Below are 20,048 nucleotides of genomic sequence, written 5' to 3'. Positions count from 1 at the left end.
TTTCTATTTATTGTTGTGATTGCCAGCTTTGATAAATTTCGGAGGCGCTGGCACTCCAAACCCCTTCTTGACTGCTTATGTATTCAAGAACTTTTTCGAAACAGGCAATTCGATGGGGCTGACCAAGCATCCAAGGATGAATGTTCAAAGCTAACATGCGACCGCCTAGCGTTTCCGCTTCACTCAATAAGAGGTCACAAGCATCTTCAATTTGCTCTGCGTAGCTATCTTCACTGTGCAAATTATTTTGTAGAATAAAAAAATCATCCAGTTCGTTGGATAAAGGCATACTGGTGATAAGGCCGGAATCGGTTTTAAAGGAATAAGGCAAATCATCATTAACCCAATCGCACATATATTCGATACCTTGTTGCTGTAATAGCTTCGGGGTATTTGCGGATTGCAGACGGCCAGGACTCAACCAACCTTTAATCGGTTGCTCGAAACGTTCACTCAAAATTTGTACACTATTGGCAATCCACCTTGCTTCATCCTCTGCGGACACTTCTCCATGATGTAACATGTCCATTTGCCAACCGTGGGCAATCACTTCGTTACCTCTGTCTTTGATGACATCCATTAAATAAGGTGCACGTTCAACCATGGCTCCATTAATCGCGATAGTTGGTTGAATATTGAATTTATCTAATGCTTTAAAAAGTCTGAATATGCCAACCCGATTGCCGTAATCACGCAAACTAAAGTGGCGCAAATCAGGGTAAGGCATTTTCATGCCACCGGGCACAGGAACAGGATTTGTACGCTGATTTAAAGGGAAAAACTGCACATTCACATTTACCCATAGCGCTAGCTTTTTATTATTTGGCCAAACAATAGGGTTGCGAGCAGATAGCATTGACCAGTCATATAGATCATGGTCCATTCCGTATTGGCGTTTGGGATATTGAAGATAAGAATCATCTAAACTCACGATTATTTTCCTCCTTGCTTGGCAGCTATGTCGGCAACACTATCGTCGTAGCAATGTTGCATGTAATAGCTGGCTATTTCTCGTCCAGTCGCCACCCAAACATCACTATGTCCAGTGATGTATTCCAATGCTTCTTCGTAGGCTTTTAACCGGTGTGGACAACTCACCTGATAATTATGAGTTGGAATGCACATGATAGTCCCGCTCTCTTCGCCTTCTTGATACAAACGATCAAAATTCGCTTTTAACATTTTACCGTATTGGCGAGGGGTCACTTTATTAGTGACATAAGCAATGGTGTCATTCATTTCTAACGAATAGGGAATGGAAACAAACTTTTTACCAGAACGAGTATGAATCGGTGTGGGTTGATCATCGTGGAACAAGTCACAAGTATAAAAACCAGCCTCGTCACCAAATAGCTCGGTGCCAACTTCTGCGAACAAATCAATAGTGTGATCACTGTGAGATAGTGCAGGCGCTAAATATCCAGCGCATTTCTGTCCGGTATGCTTATAAATCGTTTCAATGGAGTCACGGATCATTTCTCTTTCCTGATCAACGCTCATTCCGTAGGTATAACGAGTGTTATAAATACCATGGCTGAAAAACTCCCAATCACGCTCCTTACATAAACTAATAATTTCTGGATGGTGATCACACAAAGCGGTAGAAAGTGAAATTGAACCACGAATACCGTATTTGTCGAGAAGTTGCATTTGACGCATATGGCCCACACGATTACCGTAATCGCGAATACCATAGCCCGCAATGGCAGGGTAAGGTTGTGGCCAAGCTTTCCGGGATGGATTAGCTGGGGCATCTAGCTCATAGAACTCAATATTCGGTGCGACCCAAAACGCGACTTTAGCACCGTTGGGCCAAGTTATTTTTGGGCGTTTGTCATATGGCCAATAATCATAGTATCCAGGATCTGTTAACATTAAAAACCTCCTTTTACTCTTTTCCTAACCAATCAAACACTTCTTGTACGGCCAGCACATCAGCATATTTCAATGACAGATCGGTCAGGTTGGCAAAGTGGTAACTTTCGTGTTTATCAGCAACACATTCAATCGGCACAATAGTGCGGTAGCCACGGGACAAACTATCAACTGCAGCGGCCCTAATACAGCCAGAAGTCGAACCACCAGTCAGTATGACGGTGTCGACTTGATGCCAAACACATAAACTCTGTAATTGAGTTTCAAAAAATGGAGAGGGCATTTTTTTGCAATAAAACACATCTTTTTTGCGGTCTAGTTGCAAACGGTCATCAAGCTCTGAACGCTCACTATCAAATTTGATATTTTGTAAACTATCAGGCGTATCTGTGCGCGTTCCCCAGATTCCAGCATCTTCTCCAGAGTCCATATACGCCACGTTCGTCCAGACGACTGGCCAATCTAGAGCTCTAAATTTTTCAGCTAGAGTATTAACATACTCGAGCTGTCGCGGGTCAGTTTCATAGGCAGTTTTAAATAAGTCAGTTCTTGTATATGCTTTTTGCAAATCAATATTGACCAAAATAGCTTTTTTACCGAAGCCAAAACGTTTACGGGCAGGATTTGCCTGAACTTCAGCGAAAATCTGTCGGGCTGTTTTATCAGATAATTCCATTGTCACTCCTATATGCAACACAAAACAATATTTACAATCGGGCTACTTACATTACTTTTTAGACCCCTTCAAAAGATATATTAGCATATCTTTTATACATGACCATCAATACTTTTAATCCACCGCTAAGTATATAATTTACAAGTTTTTTGCGGTTTTAATTTAGTCGACTGTTATTTCTTTTAGAAATCAAACAGGAAAAAAAAGGGCGAAAACGCCCTTCAAAACAACCATATTTCGGAGTAGGTTGAAAACTTATACAGTCTAAATTAGTTAGCTGGAATTGCTTTCACAATATTTAGACTAATCAATTCAGCGATTTGTTTATCGTTATAACCCGCTTCCTGCAGAACACGTATAGTATCTTCACCTTCCTTTGGTAAATCATGATGCAAAGTAGTTCGTTTACCATCTAGCTCGATGGGTAAAGATGGTAAATTGGCGATCCCCTGCGGCGTCGTAACAGGTAATAGACCACCACTGTTAAGCTGCGGATCTTCAAACAAATCAGATGGAGTGTTTATTGGCGCAAAAGGTATGCCCGCTCGCTCTAATCGGTCCATCATAGTTTGCTTGTCTAACTCACTAAAAATGGCTTCTATGACTGGGATGATTCTGTCTCGTTGAGTGACCCTATCATTATTTTTGTCTAAGCTGCTATCAGCTAAAAATTCGTTTAACTCGAACTCTTTGCAGAAGTGTTTCCATAAAGTATCGCTAACAACTCCTACAAAAACACGCTCATCGTTTTTGCAATTAAAAATCTGATAAACAGACCATGCACTTCGACGCACTGACATTGGCGGAGGTGCTTCACCTAATACAACCTCTTGGGCCATATGCTGGCCAACGAGATAGGCTGTAGTTTCAAATAATGAACTTGTAACATGACGACCTTTTGCAGTTATTTGACGTTCGTGTAAAGCAGACAAAATACCTATCACGCCAAACATTCCACCAGTAATATCAATAACAGATGAGCCAGCACGCATAGGACGATCAGGAAGACCGGTCATGTATGCTAACCCTCCCATCATTTGCGTCACTTCATCTAAGGCAGTACGATTTTCATAAGGGCCGGTTAAAAACCCTTTTAAAGAACAATAAATAAGTCCTGGGTTTAGCTGGCTCATAGCTTCATATCCGAAACCAAGCTTTTCCATTGCTCCTGGCCTAAAATTTTCAATCAACACATCAGCTTCACGTATTAAGTTCAACGCAACTTCTTTACCTTCGGCTGATTTCAAATCGATACACACGCTACGTTTATTGCGGTTATACATTGGAAAATAACCGGCACCAGAACCTTTAAGTCGACGAGTTTTATCACCTTCTAAAGGCTCTATTTTTGTCACCACAGCACCTAAATCAGCGAGAACAACACCAGTAGTCGGCCCCATAACCATATGTGTAAACTCAACAACTTTGAGATCTGCAAGTGGATATGAACTTCCTGATGACATAAATATTAATCCTATAAAAAAAGGGGCAGACAAAATGAGCTATTGAGCATATGTTGTAGCTTTATACCTTTTATATCAAGCATTTCTAACCTCTACATAAAAATAATGAAGAGTGCTAATGAGTTAAGAGTTAAAAATCTCAATATTTTAAAGGTGATTTTCTTATTGAAGTAAAAACAATATGAAAACTATGAAGCCAATTATTGTGTTAATTTAAAGAGGCGTAATAAGCTGCAAGCGCTTTGATATCATTGTCACTCAACGGCTTAGCCATTGCTGCCATCGTCGGTTCTTTACGATCACCATTGCGAAATGCTTTAAGCTGCTTTTCTAGATAAGCTGATTTTTGTCCGGCCAAATTAGGCCAGATAGGGCTAAGACTTATGCCAGCGCTGCCATGACAACTGGCGCATATCATCGATTTCGTTTTACCCACCGAAATTAACTTGTCATCGGCTAAAGTCTGCGTGACAAAAACCATGCTGGATATCGCAATCAAAACGTTACGTATTTTGACCATTTTCACATTTGCCTATATCAAAAAATCAGGAAGTCGTTATCAATTCGTGTTTGAACAATGGATAACCCTATTTATTCATGAGGTAAAGTGAAGGATGTAACAACAAAATAACCTCAGAGCGTGATTTAAATATACGTTTTATAACGAGGTGATACATTGACTAAAGTCAAAACTCAGTAAGGCACTTTATTTGCTGAAAAGTGACACGTGAATTGATTGGGGTATTGTCTGCGGGAAGCATACAAAATTTTTATGATGCAGCAATTTGAATGGATTTTGACAAAATGCGATATTTTGGTTTTGTCATGACAGAAGCTCTTAAGTGCACGCAAGATTGCTGCATTTGCAGCGCTGATTTATCGCTTTTTGGCTAGTAATTTCTCTACTACCATTGCACCAATCGCCATCGAAGCGGTCAATCCAGGAGACTCTATACCGTATAGATTAATTAGCCCCGCAATACCATGTTCAGATTCAGTTTGAATCATAAAATCTCTAGCTTCTTCTCCTTTTGCATGGAGCTTAGGACGAATTCCTGCGTAAGAAGGTTCTAACGAATCGTCTTTAAGATTGGGCCAATATTTTCTAATCTGATGATAAAACGCATCTGCTCGGGAAGGATCCACTGAGTAATCCAATTCATTGACCCATTCAACATCAGGACCGAAACGGACTGAGTTACCTAAATCTAATGTGGAATGCACCCCCAACCCGGCACTTTCAGGAATAGGATAAATTAGATGGCTAAATGGCGCTTTACCAGACAGCGCGTAATAGTTACCTTTTGCATAATGAATTTGAGGTACGCTGTTTTGAGGCAGGCCGTGAAAACGTTTAGCAATGTGCTGGGCGTGTAATCCTGCGCAATTGATTAGATACTTAGTGTTAACTTTTATGTTTTGGGTGCCACCGATATCCAGTAGAAATACACTTTTAGTACAATCGACTGAGCGCAATTCAGCACCAAGCGCTACTGCGCCGCCAGCACTTTCCAAATCACCTTGTAAATTTAGCATTAACCCATGACTGTCTATAATGCCCGTAGAGGGTGAAAACAAAGCACCGTAGCAAGCAAGTTCTGGTTCCAATGTTAAGACTTTTTGTTTGCTGTAAAATTCGAGATCTAATACGCTATTGGCGACTGCGTTATTTTTAATTTCGGTTAACTTTTGCAGCTGGGATTCGGAAGTAGCGACAATCAGTTTTCCGCATCGCTTATGGTTAATATTACGCTCATCACAATAAGCATAGAGCATTTTATTACCTTGCACACAAAGGCGAGCTTTAAGAGAGTTAGGCGGATAATAAATACCGCCGTGAATCACTTCACTATTTCGGGAGCTAATGCCTGTACCAATCTGAGATTGGCTTTCTATGACAATCGTTTCCACACCTTTTTGAGCCATTTGGCGCGCAACCGCTAAACCAACCACGCCAGCGCCAACAACAATGCACTCAACAGACTCAATCAATTAATTATTCCTATATCGTTAAGAAAAGACAGCATAGAGTATAAATCTTAGAGCGTTTCATCTGCTACCGCCTTAAAACACCAGATGAAAACGCTTTCAAACCTTAAACTGCATGAGTCGTTATAACTTATCGCGTTTTTTTTCAAATGAGTAGCAAGTAAATCTAGTTTTTCCTCTTGAGACCCTTTAGTGTTAGTAAGTCTAACTTTAATAACAAAGTTAGCTTAAAAACAAAAAATAATAATAAAAATATAAAACCCTACGGAAAAAAAGTTCATGAATACTGAAAAATTAACCAAATATTTAGACAAAAACGGCATTCTTGATGCCACGGAAATCATTCATAATCCATCCTATGAGTTTCTGTTTGAAGAAGAGACGAAAAGCGATTTAGTTGGTTATGAAAAAGGTATTGAAACAGAACTCGGTGCAGTGTCAGTAGACACGGGAATATTTACCGGTCGCTCGCCCAAGGATAAATACATTGTTCGTGATGACACCACCAAAGACACGGTATGGTGGTCTGATCAAGGTACAAACGACAACAAACCTATTAGTTCTGATGTGTGGAGCGATTTAAAACAAACAGTTACTCAACAATTAAGTAGTAAACGTCTATTTGTTGTTGATACTTTTTGCGGTGCAAATGCAGATACTCGTTTGAAAGTGCGGTTTGTCACCGAAGTAGCTTGGCAAGCACACTTTGTGAAAAATATGTTTATCCGTCCAACTGAACAAGAACTCGAAGATTTTGAGCCTGACTTTCTTGTTTTGAACGGTTCTAAAACCGTCAATAAAAAGTGGCAGGAACACGGCTTAAATTCAGAAAATTTTGTGGCCTTCAATCTTACTGAAAAAATCCAAGTCATCGGTGGTACCTGGTACGGCGGCGAAATGAAAAAAGGGATGTTCTCAATGATGAACTACTTTTTGCCCCTAAAAGGAATCGCTTCCATGCATTGCAGCGCCAATGTCGGTAAAGATGACGATGTGGCAATTTTCTTCGGTTTATCTGGAACGGGAAAAACCACGCTTTCTACCGATCCACACAGAAAACTCATTGGCGATGATGAGCATGGCTGGGATGACAACGGTATCTTCAACTTTGAAGGTGGTTGCTACGCAAAAACCATCAACCTAAGCAAAGAACAAGAGCCTGAGATCTATGCTGCAATTCGTCGCAATGCTTTATTAGAAAATGTGACTGTAGGCGCTAGTGGCAAAATCGATTTTGACGATAATTCAAAAACCGAAAACACCCGTGTATCTTATCCAATCGATCATATAGAAAACATTGTTCAGCCCATCTCCAAAGCCGGACATGCGACCAAAGTAATTTTCTTAACTGCAGATGCATTCGGTGTGCTTCCTCCCGTTGCTAAATTAACACCACAGCAAGCTGAGTATTATTTCTTATCTGGATTTACGGCCAAATTGGCGGGCACCGAGCGAGGAATTACCGAACCCACGCCAACGTTTTCAAGTTGTTTCGGGGCTGCATTTCTAAGCTTACACCCAACTAAGTATGCAGCCGTACTGCGTAAACGCATGCATGCCGTTGGTGCAGAAGCTTACTTGGTAAATACAGGTTGGAATGGCACAGGCAAACGTATTTCGATTAAAGCCACACGTGCAATTATTGATGCCATCTTAGACGGTTCGATTAATCAGGCGGAAATGGACCAATTGCCTATTTTCAACTTGTCGATACCTAAACATTTACATGATGTTGAAGACAACATATTAGATCCTCGTGATACATATGAACAAGCCGAACAATGGACTGAAAAGGCCACTAATCTAGCCACTTTATTCACTCAGAATTTCGTGAAGTTCACTGACAATGACGAAGGCAAAGAAATTTCAAACTCTGGACCTAAGTTATAGCCTATTAATTTTACTCCGGCAGTTTAAGTTGAACTGCCGATGCTGAAATGAACAAAGCGAGCATTGCTAACAAAAGCAGTAACTTGAGTGGATCAAGTTGCTGCTTTGTTTTAACTGGATTAGGTGACGCTCGCAGAATAATGAAAGGCGAAGTTTATAGCTTATTAATCACCGACAGACGCTCAATAAGCTTAGGCTCGAATACTCTTTGAATATCGTTATCAGACTCTTTATAAACATATTTGAGTACCCATTGTGCCGCCATTCGGCCCATTTCTAATACAGGGTTATCAATGGTAGTTAACTTGGGAAACATATGCTTTGCAAATAACACATCGTCAAAACCAATTACCGACAAATCTTCCGGTAAAGTTAAGCCATGCTCTCTGGCACAACTCATCGCCCCCGACGCCATTTCATCATTAGAGCAGGCTAACGCGCTAAAATTTTCACCTGAATTAAGTAGATAATTCATGCCAGCGATACCACCAGTTTCTAAATAGTCACCCACATAATGAAGCTTTTCATTAAAGGCAACACCATACTCTTGCAACGCGCGTTTATGACCGATTAAGCGCTGATTAGTATCATCTTTATAGGTAGGCCCGCTTATATATGCGATGTCTCTATGACCATGTTCCAATAACGTCTTAGCCGCCATATAACCGCCCGCTTGGTTATTCACGATGAAACACTGCTGTTGCATGCTATCGACCACGCGATTCATTACCAGAATGGGAAGTTTGTTGTTATTTAACGCTATTAAATATTCATCAGAAATGGCTTCTGAGTGAACGATTAATGCGTCACATTGGCGACTAATTAAAAAATCTATTCCGTCTTTCTCTTCGGCTTCTTCGTCATGTCCAGCTGAAATGATGACGTGCTTGCCCGCCGCTCTCAACTCAGTTTCAACACCACTCATCATTTGCCCAAAAAAAGAGCTATGCAGGTTAGACACTAAAAGACCAATGCTATTTGCTTTGTTAGTCGCGAGGGAACGTGCAAAGTTATTGGGCACATAACCGAGCTCTTTCATTGCATTCATGACTTTATCGCTCGTGCTTTGCCGAACTTTTACATTACCATTCATGACTCTAGAAACTGTTGCCAGAGACACGCCTGCATGTTTCGCCACTTCGTAAATCGTTGCCATAAATTTTGCTATTTTTTGCCCAAAAACTAGAGGATAGCTAGCCTACTATACAATCGTCACCTTGTAATGGTTATTTGCTTGGCATGTCAAAACATCCGATGTGTATTGCAAAGGTAAATATAAAAGGGATAGCGCCTTACCTCTCGCCCTAAGCCACAGCTCTTTGTCCCTTAAGTTCTAAGGTGATTTGTTGCTGTTGTTTGTCGCTAATAGGATAAAACAACATCAAAATTGCTGCAGCGACGCCAAAAATAGCAGGTATCCAACTCATCAATAATTTAATGCCAGGTAAGGTATCTGCAACAGTGCTGGGATCCATACCGTCGTACCCATAGCTAGACAACACAACCAATACTAATGCACCAGCAAAACCTCCCCCGGTTTTTTGCACAAAAGTGCCAGCGGAATAGACTAAACCTGTCGCTCTTCGTCCATTTTTCCATTCAGAATAATCGGCGGAATCCCCTAACATTGAAAAGAATAGTGTGGGAAAAATGGCCGCAAAAAACTCCGCTGCGCAGCCCAACACAAAGACTAAGGTAACATTCCCCTCTGGAATCCAATAAAAGCAGGCAGTAAAACCGCTACCAAACAACAAGGAACCAATAAACAGTAGTCTGCGACCAAAAACCCGAGTTAAGTAAGACGTACTTAGCGCACCAAAAATAGAGACCACCAGCAAGGCCACAAAAAACTGGCCAGTCATTAATTCATCACCAATAACATACTTAAAGTAATAGGCAATCACGCCATATTTAATGCCGTTGAACATCATAGTTAAGAAACCCATGCCCAATAGAATTAGCCAGGGTTTGTTGGTTATTAGATCGATCATATCCTGTTGAGTCGAGCTTATTTGCGATCTCGGTTTAGCCAGGAAGCGGTTGATTAAAAGCCAAGTCCCTCCTATGACAACAATAAATATGATCCCTGTGGTTAAATTTCGATAATAGAAAAATAACGTCATACTCATTAGGGGTACTAAAATAAACGGCAGATTTTTGGTTAGATCCGATAATTCAGCTTTCAATCCAGAACGGGTATTCATAACCGGTTTCACACGTTCTTTAGTAGATAAGAAAGTAAAGACCATAAGGGCAACTAATAATCCGGCAAACAGATACATAGTCGATTGGTAGCCTTGTACATCATTACCCTGACCAAATAAGTCAACAAAATAGGGTAGAAAGCCCATCACTAACAAACCACCTAGAAATGCCCCGGCGAATCGATAGGCAGATAAACTGGTGCGTTCAACATCGCATTCGGTCATTACCCCCATTAACGCTGAGTAAGGTACATTATTGAGGGTATAGCACAGAGTTAACCCGATATAGGTCACATAAGCATAAATTAATTTGTTACTCGCGGACCATTCTGGAGTGGTGAAACATAGCACCATAAACAGACCCAGTAAGGGCGTAGAGAATAAAATCCATGGTCTGAACTTGCCCCATCGGGTATCTGTTCGATCAGCAATCATGCCCATGATGATATCGGTTACACCATCGGATAATCTTACCACTAGGAACAACAGAGCTGCCGCAGCAGCGGTCAATCCAAATGTATCGGTATAAAATACTGCCAAATACGCAAGGGCTCCTCGCCATACTAAATTGGCTGCCGCATCCCCCATGGCATAACCAACTTTCTCGATTATCGGCAACCTGCTTACTTGGCTTTGCATAATTTACGACCTACTGGTGATGAGTTGCTTGTATGCCCGTCCACTATCTTTAATAATGCGATTCTGAGTGAGATAGTCTACATAAACAATACCGAAGCGCTTTTCGTAACCTTTCGCCCATTCGAAGTTATCCATTAAACTCCAGGCAAAATAGCCGGCAATATCAACTCCTTGCTGGGCAGCATAATCAACAGCATTAAGGTGGGACTGAAAATAATCGATTCTATCTTGATCATGCACTTTGCCTTGTTTAATTTCATCTTGCATAGCGGCTCCATTTTCAGTGATGTAAATAGGTGGCAGTGTATAACGCTGATGGAGTGATAGTAATAAATCAGATAGTGCTTCGGGATAGATTTCCCATCCCATATCAGTAGTTAAAACATTGTTGGGTTGCAACTCTTGAAACCAACCTTTGCCATCACAACGGTATTTTAAACGGGTATAAAAGTTAACTCCTAAAAAGTCTAACCTTTGACTAATTAAGTCCATATCACCCGGTAAAATATCGGGGCGATTTTGTGGTTCAATGAGTTCAACCACATCTGGATATAAACCTTCCATTACAGGACGCATGTACCACTGGTTAATATAGTCATCGGCTATTTTAGTGGCTTTTATATCCTTATCAGCCTGAGTCTCGGGATAACAAGGAGTAAAATTAAGTACAATACCGGCCAAAGCCTGAGGACAATTTCTACGTAAAGTACGTATTCCTAGACCATGGGCTAACAACAGGTGATGTGCGGATTTTCGGCCGTTGCCTTGGCCCGTTTTACCCGGTGCGTGCTCGCCGCTTTCGTAACCTAAGTAAGCTGAGCAAAACGGTTCATTTAAGGTAGCGTAAGCATAAACTCGATCACCTAAAGCTTTTGAGACTAAATTCACATAATTTTCAAAATGGAAAGCGGTTTCACGATTTAACCAGCCCCCGAGTTCTTCTAGGTGCTGGGGTAAATCCCAATGATATAAAGTGACAAAGGGTTTAATATTTCGCTTAAGCAACTCGTCTACCAAGTCAATGTAAAACTGTATACCTTTTTGGTTTAATGTCCCATCTTTCTTGATCACCCGTGGCCAAGAGATAGAAAATCGATAGGCATCCACGCCTAAAGAGTCAATCAACTCTACATCTTCTCGCCAAAACTTAACATGCTCACAGGCCACCAGCCCATTTGAACCATCGGAAATTTTCCCTGGTGTGGCACAAAAAGTGTCCCAAATAGACGCTAATCGGTTATCCGCATCCCCTTCAATTTGGAATGAAGATGTAGCAACACCGAACACGAAGTCTCGGTTCAATAATTTTGATGAAGATGGTAAAGATAGGTTGTTCATGATTGATAATTACTAATTCGGTTAATGGTTAATCGGTTTCTTTTTGGCGTTTTGATACTGCTAAATCGCGAAAAATATCATTAAAACCCACAAAATGAAAGCGCTTTCATTTAGAGGTTAGTTGGAACAGTATCAAAAAGCAATGATTAAGGTTAAAAAAATGTAAATGCCTGCTTCAAAAAGTCCTAAACTTCTAATTTAGCTAGTATTATTGCCTAGTCGTCATGATGGTTTTCGGTTGCCGACAATACTCTTGAATAAAGTCTTGATGAGTCGGTAAATGGGATACGCCTTTGGCTATTGATTGTTCCAATGAAGATAGGAACTTTTCTAACTCGTTCACAGGCATTCCCTGAACACTAGGGTGATATTGTTTAGGTTGAATTCCCTGGCCAAGCATAACTTGGGTCCAAGAATCCACTCTAAATAATTCACCATCGGCTTGAAATGCATGGGCGTGATCAGCGAACAGCCTGATTCTATGGGCTAAACTATCAGGTACTTCCATGTTTTTGCAATGTCGCCAAAACTCACTGTCTTGGCGTTGGGTAACATGATAATGCAACACAATAAAGTCGCGGATTTTTTCGATTTCATCAGTGGATTGTTGATTATATTCATTGATTACTGAGTCGGATATTTCACCACAGGGGAAAAGCCTCAGTAAGCGAATAATTCCCATCATTATTAAATGGATGCTTGTTGATTCAAGGGGCTCAACAAAACCACTCGCTAAACCAAGAGCCACACAATTTTTGTTCCAATGTTTACGTCGTCGACCAGTTCGATATTTGATCACTCTTGGTTGCGTAATCGCTTCCCCTTGAATATTTGCCAAAAGATGATTTTTTGCCTGTTCGTCGCTCATAAACTTACTGCAATAAACTATTCCATTCCCCACCCTGTGCTGTAAGGGGATCCGCCATTGCCAGCCACTGTGATGGGCAATTGATCGAGTAATAGGAGAGATTTCCCCCATTGATTCAGTTTGTACTGCAATAGCACTGTCACAAGGCAACCAATGAGACCAATCTTCATATCCAGTATGCAATGCTTGCTCAATTAATAGGCCTCGAAAACCTGTACAGTCAATGAACAAATCACCTTCAATTAGCTGTCCAGAATCCAGCTTTAAACTAGAAATAAAACCGTTTTTCGGGTTTTTATTTACTTCTGCAATTTTCCCTTCAAGCCGCTTCACCCCTCGAGATTCACTAAACTTACGTAAAAAGGCCGCATATTTACTTGAATCTAAATGGTATGCATAATTGATTGATAAGTTGTCTGATAACGCAAATTTGTTAGCCCTGGCGGCTTCCAATTCAAAGCAATACTTACCAAAGTCTTTAGCCACCCCCTGCTCTTTCCCATACAGCCAGAAGTGATGAAACGGCGCGATAAAACTCTCTTTACCTGTCATTCCAAAGGAATGGATGTAGCTATCGCCTTGCTTACCCCAATTATCAAACTGTATACCTAGTTTAAAGGTAGCTGACGTTTCCCGCATAAACTGAGATTCATCTATGCCCAAGAGTTTATTAAACACGCGCATGGGTGGAATGGTGGCTTCTCCGACACCGACGGTACCAATTTCATCCGACTCCACCAAGGTCACATTTATCACCGAGGACATCTGTTTAGCCAATGCAGCTGCCGCTATCCATCCAGCGGTTCCACCTCCCGCGATGACGACATTATTGATTTTTCTATTCACGTTTAAGGTCCATTTATCTGTTTAGTTTGTTAATTAACATGCTGCGAAGCTGGCGAGACATTATTTCATTCATTGGCCCAAGGAACCCTTGTGCTTCGGGGGGTAAGTGCTCAGTAGGCTGTTCACCTTCACCAAAAATATAGTAATCAAATACGTGCTTCCAACCGGCTTTCTCATGAGCCGGTTTATCGCGAAGACTTAACATGGCGTGATACAATACATTCATTGCGGCCCCCATGTATTTTTCAGCATCACTCCACCAATAATTCACTAAGATATTATATGGGCTTAATGCTTCAACTTGGTGCCACCACATACTTGGAATATAAATAGCATCGCCAGGTTCTAATTCCGCTACTTGTCCGTGGGCTAAGGCTTCTTTGATTTTTGGATATTTTTCAAAATCAGGATTGTGCAAGTCCACCATGGTAATAACTGGACCTCCTGGTGTAGGCGCTAGCGGACCAGGATATAAATTAGCAATTTGATCTGGTGGAAAAGTGATAAAACGGCGCTTTCCTGACACTACGCACGCAATGTTATCGGAGGCATCATAATGACATCTGGCAATAGACTTATTACCTATCCAGATACTCGCCACTGGTGGTTCGGTAGCAACCTGTTTTTTAGCCACTGGTATGTGTAAGTTGTTTTCCTGAGTCAATCCAGGAAAGTTTGTATCGATAACATTTGATGCGATGTAATAACTAGGTGGTTGCGGGTCATAAAGGTGCTGGATTATGAGTTCAAGAACCTCATCAACTTTTGCCTTTTTAGACTCATAATTTAGCTCAGTCGCATTTTCGTTGTACGCGTATTTGCCCTCTATTTCGGGCGCACCAAAATACGCGAATACGGGTTTTCCATTATAGAATGATTTTAAATAATCAACGCTTTTTTGCGCGGATTCCAAGCCAATTTCAACTAATTCCCAGTGCTTAACCAAACCTTTAAGCACAACAGGATGGGAATACTGATGGATATCCGTAGGTATTTTCCCTGGTTGGCAATCGGTTATGATTTCAGTTTGTTGTTTTATACTTAACATGTTTATTCTGAACTCGACTGGTAAGACGGATAATGCACTGATTAAGTTAGCAGGGCATTTTTGCGCTCTACCAACTTTCTAATATTAGTAACAGAAGCGATTGCTGCGTATGCAAACTGCAGGTAACCCAATTGGTTGAGTTCAAAAAGCTGTTCTGCTGACAAGGCTCTTAATTTCTCTTCATTAATAGTGAAATTACCAGTTAATTTGCACTTCTCTCCGTTGATTAAATCAAATTCGATATTAACCGGCTCTATCAAATCGCATGCTTGGAAGCAGTCAAACATCTTATCTTGGATTGCCATGCCTTCATGAATGGCCTGTAGGCGTGTGGCCACATGATTCAAATAGGGACTGTTGCCACCATGTTCGAGAAACAAGGGCTGTCCTTTTTCATTGGACACTTTGGGATGCTGCATATCAATATGAATAACCGGTGAGGGATCTGAAGGGGGATCCTGTTGCTGAAAGCCAATAAGAAAAGGCCCACGCTCCATCATCGCGGGTATGTAATCAGCATGCCAACCTAAAGGGCTCAGATTGTTTAAGAAAAGGTTTTCGTCTTTTTGCAAACCCAGTATTGCAACACATTGATATTTAATAGTTTGTTTGTCTAATTGAAAGAATATCGGATACTCTTTTTGCAACTCCACAAATTCGGGTGGGAAAACCAATACACTGGCTACATCATCGGCAAACTCTTTAGCGTAATGGGCTAGCACCCTCACATTTTTATGATGCACATTATTTAAAAGCACGTGTTTCGCCATTGTCTTCCCTCGACCTACAATTACTCATTTGTTAACTCAAACCAACAATTTAAAAATGAAATTATTCATATTTAATAAAGCTAAGTGTGCAAAACCAGTGTGCAACATCTTCAAATTCTATTCAAATATAGTCGCGTGGTTGCGCTCTTCGACAAAGGCAACAACACTTGATGTGTTGTTGCCTATTTCGCGCATAGTTAGAACTTGTAGCGAGCTCCCAATTGATAGCGTGCACCTAAATCTGTTGCATACCATAGCTGGGTTTCGTTACGAGCGTGTTCACGTATGTCTTCTTCAGTAATATTTAAACCTTCAAAAAATACCGTGAATTGATCGTTAATATCATAGCTGACGTTGACATCGAGTTGCGTATAAGACTCTACATAACGAGGGTTATTGGAACTACCTTTGTTCACCTCAGCCAAATATTTATCTCGCCAATTAAGGGCAAGGCGAGCTTGGAAGCCGTCTTTTTCATACATCGCCACAAGGTTAGCAGTATCACTTAACCCCACTAAAGCAAATTGCGATTGATTTGGATCAGCTTCATTATCAAAGCCCACATCTCCACGTACCACCGTATAATTTGCCTGCACACCAAAACCACTATCACCAAAGAAATGTTGTACCGCGAATTCAGCCCCATAGATTTTTGCTGCGCGATTATTATCGGGGGTGTTGGTGCGGAAAATGACTTCTGGGTCATCTTCATTGGCAAGCAAGTCCCAACCATCTGTTTCAGCTAGTTGTTGAATTTGCTCTGGTGTACCCGTGTAATCATCCGCACCGCCAGGAAACGCTTCCGGTTGACTGAGTAACACCATCATCGCGTAAAGAGAAGTATCATCTAGTGCGATATTACGATCAGCTAACGCTTGCGCTGCCGCTTCGGCACGGGGTCCACCGGTGACATCACGAATACCCAATAACGGTTGGTCAACTTGGCGGCTACCTAAGAAATTAACCACATCTTTTTGGAACAATCCAGCTGACACATAACTCGTTTCATCGTAGTACCACTCTAAGGATAAATCGACGTTAGATGATTCCAGTGGTAATAAAGCAGGATTTGACGCATCCGCCGTAGGTTGCGCGCCCAATAGTGTTGAACCGCCACCACCAGCAAAGTTTGAAGCAGAGACCCCTAAACTACCAAAACCAGCTCGAGCAATCGTTTTGCTATAAGAGAAACGACCAATTAAGTCATCCTGGATTTCCAATCTTAAATCTAAACTAGGTAATAAAAAGTCATAATCGCTATCCGCTGAAACATAACTTGTTTCCGAACCATCAACATAGGCAACTACGTCATTATTGTCTTCCCATTGGAAATAGTTACGACTAATCAATGATGTGGAAGTAACATCCGTAGTTTCATAACGAATACCAGTAAGGATGCTAAAGGGCATTTTGCCAATTTCACCTTCCAAGGATACCTGCACGTACGCAGCTAATGTATCTTCTTGAATCGTATCATCGAATGACAACGCATCTTCTACACCGCTTGGGATCCCTGGATAGAGGGCTTCAGCTGCCGTATATAAATCAGCGGCATTGGCAATAAATCCGTATCCACCAGATCGAGTGGTAAAGTCATCAAACTCTCCCGGCAAATCAAAAGGTTGGATCAAATCACCGAACTCCCCCGGATTCGCCACCCCCCAATTACCCAAGGCAATATTGTTACCTGCGGTTTGGAATGAACGAGACTCCATCTCGCGAGCTTCTAAACCGAAATCGAAATGACCACTGTCGAGGAAGTAAGTAGCATCAAGTTTATATTGAGTAATACTCGACTTTTGGCTGGCGTTTCTAATACGGGCAATTGACGATCCGACGTCTCCTGCATCCACCTGACCGTTATTGTTAGCGCCGCGAATACTGTCATCATAAACATTGCTATAAGTGGGTAAATCAGCATCCCAAAACCATTCTCTAGAGACGACGGTTGGCGCGCCTAAACCCACGGCTAACTCGCCAGATCCTCTAGGTCCGGTGCCGCGACTGTGCATGGTTGAATCGTGAGCATCAAAAACTATTTTGAAATCATCATTCACGTTGTATTCGAAATTGACCCCAACCGAATCAAGAGTATTGGTTTGTTCACGCCATTGCTGCTCATAGCCTTCATCAACGCCTCCGGCATAACTCTCGGAAATATAAATAGGCGTTTTTACGGCAGAGTTATCGAACTCAACGGTGCCCGTATTGGTTCCAATTTGTAGCCAGTTACCAATTTCTCCGCGCTGTTCGACAATTTCATTTTCGGCAAAGGTGTAATCAACTGATGCCTTAAAATCATCGGTGGGGGCGAACTGCAAAGTGAGTTGCATGTTGTCGCGAGTTCTTTGAGTATTTGAAAAAGCATAGCGGATATCATTAGGGCGAGCATACAACTGCCCTTGTTCTGGAGCATTAACATAATTGGCGTCAGCGTTGTTCCACATTCTATCTGGGTCTGCAATGTCATCCCAATAGTCAATATTCCAATTATTTACTGTTGCCCCTGTATAACCTGAGTCACGTTCTTGATGAACAGCCGACAAACTAACACCAAAGGTTTTGTCGTCATTGGCGTAACTCATAATGGCTGAAAGCTCCGGGGTTAAATCATCGCCGGTTCGATTAGTTGTATCATGCACGGCTTTTGCACCTACAGTGGCAACAAAACCTTCTTGGTCCATAGGTTTAGCGGTGATGATATTAATGGTTGCACCTATTCCACCAGTAGCGATATTGGCTTTCCCCGTTTTGTATACTTCAACGGCCCTAATACTCTCTGAGGCAAGGTTTGCAAAATCAAATGAACGAGTGTTTCCACCTTTGGTGGTTCCGTCAGCCCCTGTGCCTGCTCCATAGGTTATCGCCGCCGGCATAGTTCGACCATTCAAGGTGATCATGTTGTTTCCGCCACCAAAACCACGAACCGTCACTTCAGACCCTTCACCATTGGTGCGACTGATGGAGACCCCCGTAATACGTTGTAACGATTCTGCTAAGTTTGTATCTGGGAATTTACCGATATCTTCAGCAGAAATAGCATCAACAACCCCCGCTGATGAGCGTTTTATTGCAGCAGCCTCTTGTAAACTACCGCGTAATCCCGTTACTTGTATTACCTCTAAGTCTTCAGCTTCTTGCGCAACAAGTGGTGCACACATTGAAGCTCCTAAAACGAGCGACAGACTCTTTGCTAGATGGGTTTTTGCAAACCTTATTTTAGTCATGTTGTTTTCTCCCAAAAAACTAACTTGATAGTACTCATTACTACACTTTTACCCGCGCACTTCCTGCTCTTGCCACCCAAAGGTTGTAAAATTATTGTAATAACAAGCAAATGTAAGCGCTTTCATTAGGATAGAGTACGAAAAAGAGACCGTCAACTCATAATCATCCAATTCTGAAAAATTATTAACTAACCGTTTACAACTAAATCGATATAGCAACAATGCTTGAAAACCAAAAAACCCATTAGAAACATCAACTAAAGATTATAATTAAGCATTTATTATTTACTCGCCCGTCTGTAAAAATTAAATTTACCAAATCGAAAAAAGCAATAATTTTAACTAATAGTTAACATCAATCCCTGTTTCTTTGATATTTAGTATTTCTTTTTTATAGATTCGTTTGTTAACTATTTGTATGCCAATGTTTGATAGCTAATGCTATAAATTCAAGCTGGGAAGGAGTTAAAATTTACTCACAAAGTCAAAATATACTATTCAACTGACCTGGATCAATGTGGCTTTTTCAATACCTGATTAAATATCGCACAAGGGTTTTGAACAATAAGAGGCAACCTTTATGACTAACACCAAGGTAATGACATTGCTTAAAATGGTCATGTTCACGGGGCTGGGGTTAATTATGCTTGGGGTTTATTTACACCTTTTTAGTCAAACCATTGAAGAAATGGGAATACAAGGAATTATAATTAGTGCAGCCTGCGTTGCAGTGGGGATGGTTATGTCACTTCCGACTAAAATGATCATTACATTTATATTGGTTAAACGGGAATCAGAAGGGGTAAACCGTATTTTGAATAGCAAAGGTTAAACACAATGACATTTTAAAAGAATTTATGTGTCTATCTATTGACTAATTTTCATTCGATTATATACTGTATATATATACAGTTAAAATAGAGAGGATGTTATGACAAATGAATTAGTTAACCTGCACGATTCAATATGTGAGTCCGCTCGTTGTCAAATACAACAACAAAGAGTCAGTCAAAAAAACCAAGATAAAGCGACACGCGACAAACAATTCGAGAGCTTTATCAATCGCTTAGATAATCTACGAATGTTGGCGAAATCAAAAAATAAAAACACCAATACAGGGCGCAGAGTGCAGACTAGCTTCGCTTTTTAAATTGGGCTTTTAGGTTGGCTTTGTAGACTTGGTGTATAAGATTACTTAAAAAGTATAAATGCTAA

Annotated in this window: 16 protein-coding genes; 3 read left to right on the top strand and 13 right to left on the bottom strand. The window is 41.0% G+C overall.

All coding sequences use genetic code 11. From position 1 onward, the window contains the following. Positions 1-7: 7 nt before the first annotated feature. From ACYVIL_RS02955 to ACYVIL_RS02930, 6 genes are all read right to left on the bottom strand, one after another. The gene (locus tag ACYVIL_RS02955) at positions 8-931 is read right to left on the bottom strand and encodes a polysaccharide deacetylase family protein (RefSeq protein WP_460311499.1); all 924 of its coding nucleotides are present in this window, start codon (positions 929-931) and stop codon (positions 8-10) included. A 2-nt stretch (positions 932-933) separates the two neighbouring features. Then, complete coding sequence (locus tag ACYVIL_RS02950; protein ID WP_303472991.1) at positions 934-1,875, bottom strand: polysaccharide deacetylase family protein; 942 nt, start codon at positions 1,873-1,875, stop codon at positions 934-936. A gap of 13 nt (positions 1,876-1,888) precedes the next feature. Next, a complete protein-coding gene (locus tag ACYVIL_RS02945; RefSeq protein WP_303472989.1) occupies positions 1,889-2,551 on the bottom strand; it encodes an isochorismatase family protein in 663 nt (220 codons plus the stop codon). 269 nt (positions 2,552-2,820) lie between these two features. Further along, the gene (locus tag ACYVIL_RS02940) at positions 2,821-4,014 is read right to left on the bottom strand and encodes a CaiB/BaiF CoA transferase family protein (protein WP_303472987.1); all 1,194 of its coding nucleotides are present in this window, start codon (positions 4,012-4,014) and stop codon (positions 2,821-2,823) included. Positions 4,015-4,222: 208 nt separating this feature from the next. Next, positions 4,223-4,534 carry a c-type cytochrome gene (locus tag ACYVIL_RS02935; protein ID WP_460311498.1) on the bottom strand — a complete coding sequence of 104 codons (312 nt, stop codon included), beginning with the start codon at positions 4,532-4,534 and terminating at the stop codon, positions 4,223-4,225. A 356-nt stretch (positions 4,535-4,890) separates the two neighbouring features. Continuing rightward, a complete protein-coding gene (locus ACYVIL_RS02930; RefSeq protein ID WP_460311497.1) occupies positions 4,891-6,006 on the bottom strand; it encodes an NAD(P)/FAD-dependent oxidoreductase in 1,116 nt (371 codons plus the stop codon). Between the two features lie 276 nt (positions 6,007-6,282). On the opposite strand from ACYVIL_RS02930, the gene pckA reads away from it, so the two are divergent. Beyond that, positions 6,283-7,893: a phosphoenolpyruvate carboxykinase (ATP) gene (gene pckA / locus ACYVIL_RS02925; protein WP_460311496.1), complete on the top strand. Its 1,611-nt coding sequence runs from the start codon at positions 6,283-6,285 to the stop codon at positions 7,891-7,893. A gap of 154 nt (positions 7,894-8,047) precedes the next feature. On the opposite strand, the gene ACYVIL_RS02920 is transcribed toward pckA, so the two are convergent. The 7 genes from ACYVIL_RS02920 to ACYVIL_RS02890 form a co-directional block, all read right to left on the bottom strand. Then, the gene (locus ACYVIL_RS02920; RefSeq protein WP_303472980.1) at positions 8,048-9,049 is read right to left on the bottom strand and encodes a LacI family DNA-binding transcriptional regulator; all 1,002 of its coding nucleotides are present in this window, start codon (positions 9,047-9,049) and stop codon (positions 8,048-8,050) included. A gap of 148 nt (positions 9,050-9,197) precedes the next feature. Beyond that, positions 9,198-10,736, bottom strand: coding sequence for an MFS transporter (locus tag ACYVIL_RS02915; RefSeq protein ID WP_303472977.1), 1,539 nt, complete (start codon positions 10,734-10,736; stop codon positions 9,198-9,200). Between the two features lie 3 nt (positions 10,737-10,739). Then, the gene (locus ACYVIL_RS02910; protein ID WP_303472976.1) at positions 10,740-12,074 is read right to left on the bottom strand and encodes a GH1 family beta-glucosidase; all 1,335 of its coding nucleotides are present in this window, start codon (positions 12,072-12,074) and stop codon (positions 10,740-10,742) included. Between the two features lie 208 nt (positions 12,075-12,282). Beyond that, positions 12,283-13,788 carry a tryptophan halogenase family protein gene (locus ACYVIL_RS02905; RefSeq protein WP_460311495.1) on the bottom strand — a complete coding sequence of 502 codons (1,506 nt, stop codon included), beginning with the start codon at positions 13,786-13,788 and terminating at the stop codon, positions 12,283-12,285. 13 nt (positions 13,789-13,801) lie between these two features. Next, positions 13,802-14,836, bottom strand: a complete 1,035-nt coding sequence (locus tag ACYVIL_RS02900; protein ID WP_460311494.1) for a cupin-like domain-containing protein — start codon at positions 14,834-14,836, stop codon at positions 13,802-13,804. A 41-nt stretch (positions 14,837-14,877) separates the two neighbouring features. Further along, positions 14,878-15,606: a SapC family protein gene (locus ACYVIL_RS02895; protein WP_460311493.1), complete on the bottom strand. Its 729-nt coding sequence runs from the start codon at positions 15,604-15,606 to the stop codon at positions 14,878-14,880. A 197-nt stretch (positions 15,607-15,803) separates the two neighbouring features. Next, on the bottom strand, positions 15,804-18,767 hold the full coding sequence (locus ACYVIL_RS02890) for a TonB-dependent receptor (protein ID WP_460311492.1): 2,964 nt from the start codon (positions 18,765-18,767) through the stop codon (positions 15,804-15,806). 646 nt (positions 18,768-19,413) lie between these two features. On the opposite strand from ACYVIL_RS02890, the gene ACYVIL_RS02885 reads away from it, so the two are divergent. Together ACYVIL_RS02885 and ACYVIL_RS02880 are read left to right on the top strand one after the other, a co-directional pair. Further along, positions 19,414-19,665, top strand: a complete 252-nt coding sequence (locus ACYVIL_RS02885) for a hypothetical protein (RefSeq protein ID WP_303472966.1) — start codon at positions 19,414-19,416, stop codon at positions 19,663-19,665. 99 nt (positions 19,666-19,764) lie between these two features. Continuing rightward, positions 19,765-19,983 carry a hypothetical protein gene (locus ACYVIL_RS02880; protein WP_303472964.1) on the top strand — a complete coding sequence of 73 codons (219 nt, stop codon included), beginning with the start codon at positions 19,765-19,767 and terminating at the stop codon, positions 19,981-19,983. Positions 19,984-20,048: the final 65 nt, after the last annotated feature.

The organism is Aliiglaciecola aliphaticivorans, from assembly GCF_054782055.1.
This window is presented reverse-complemented; position numbering and strand designations above follow the sequence as displayed.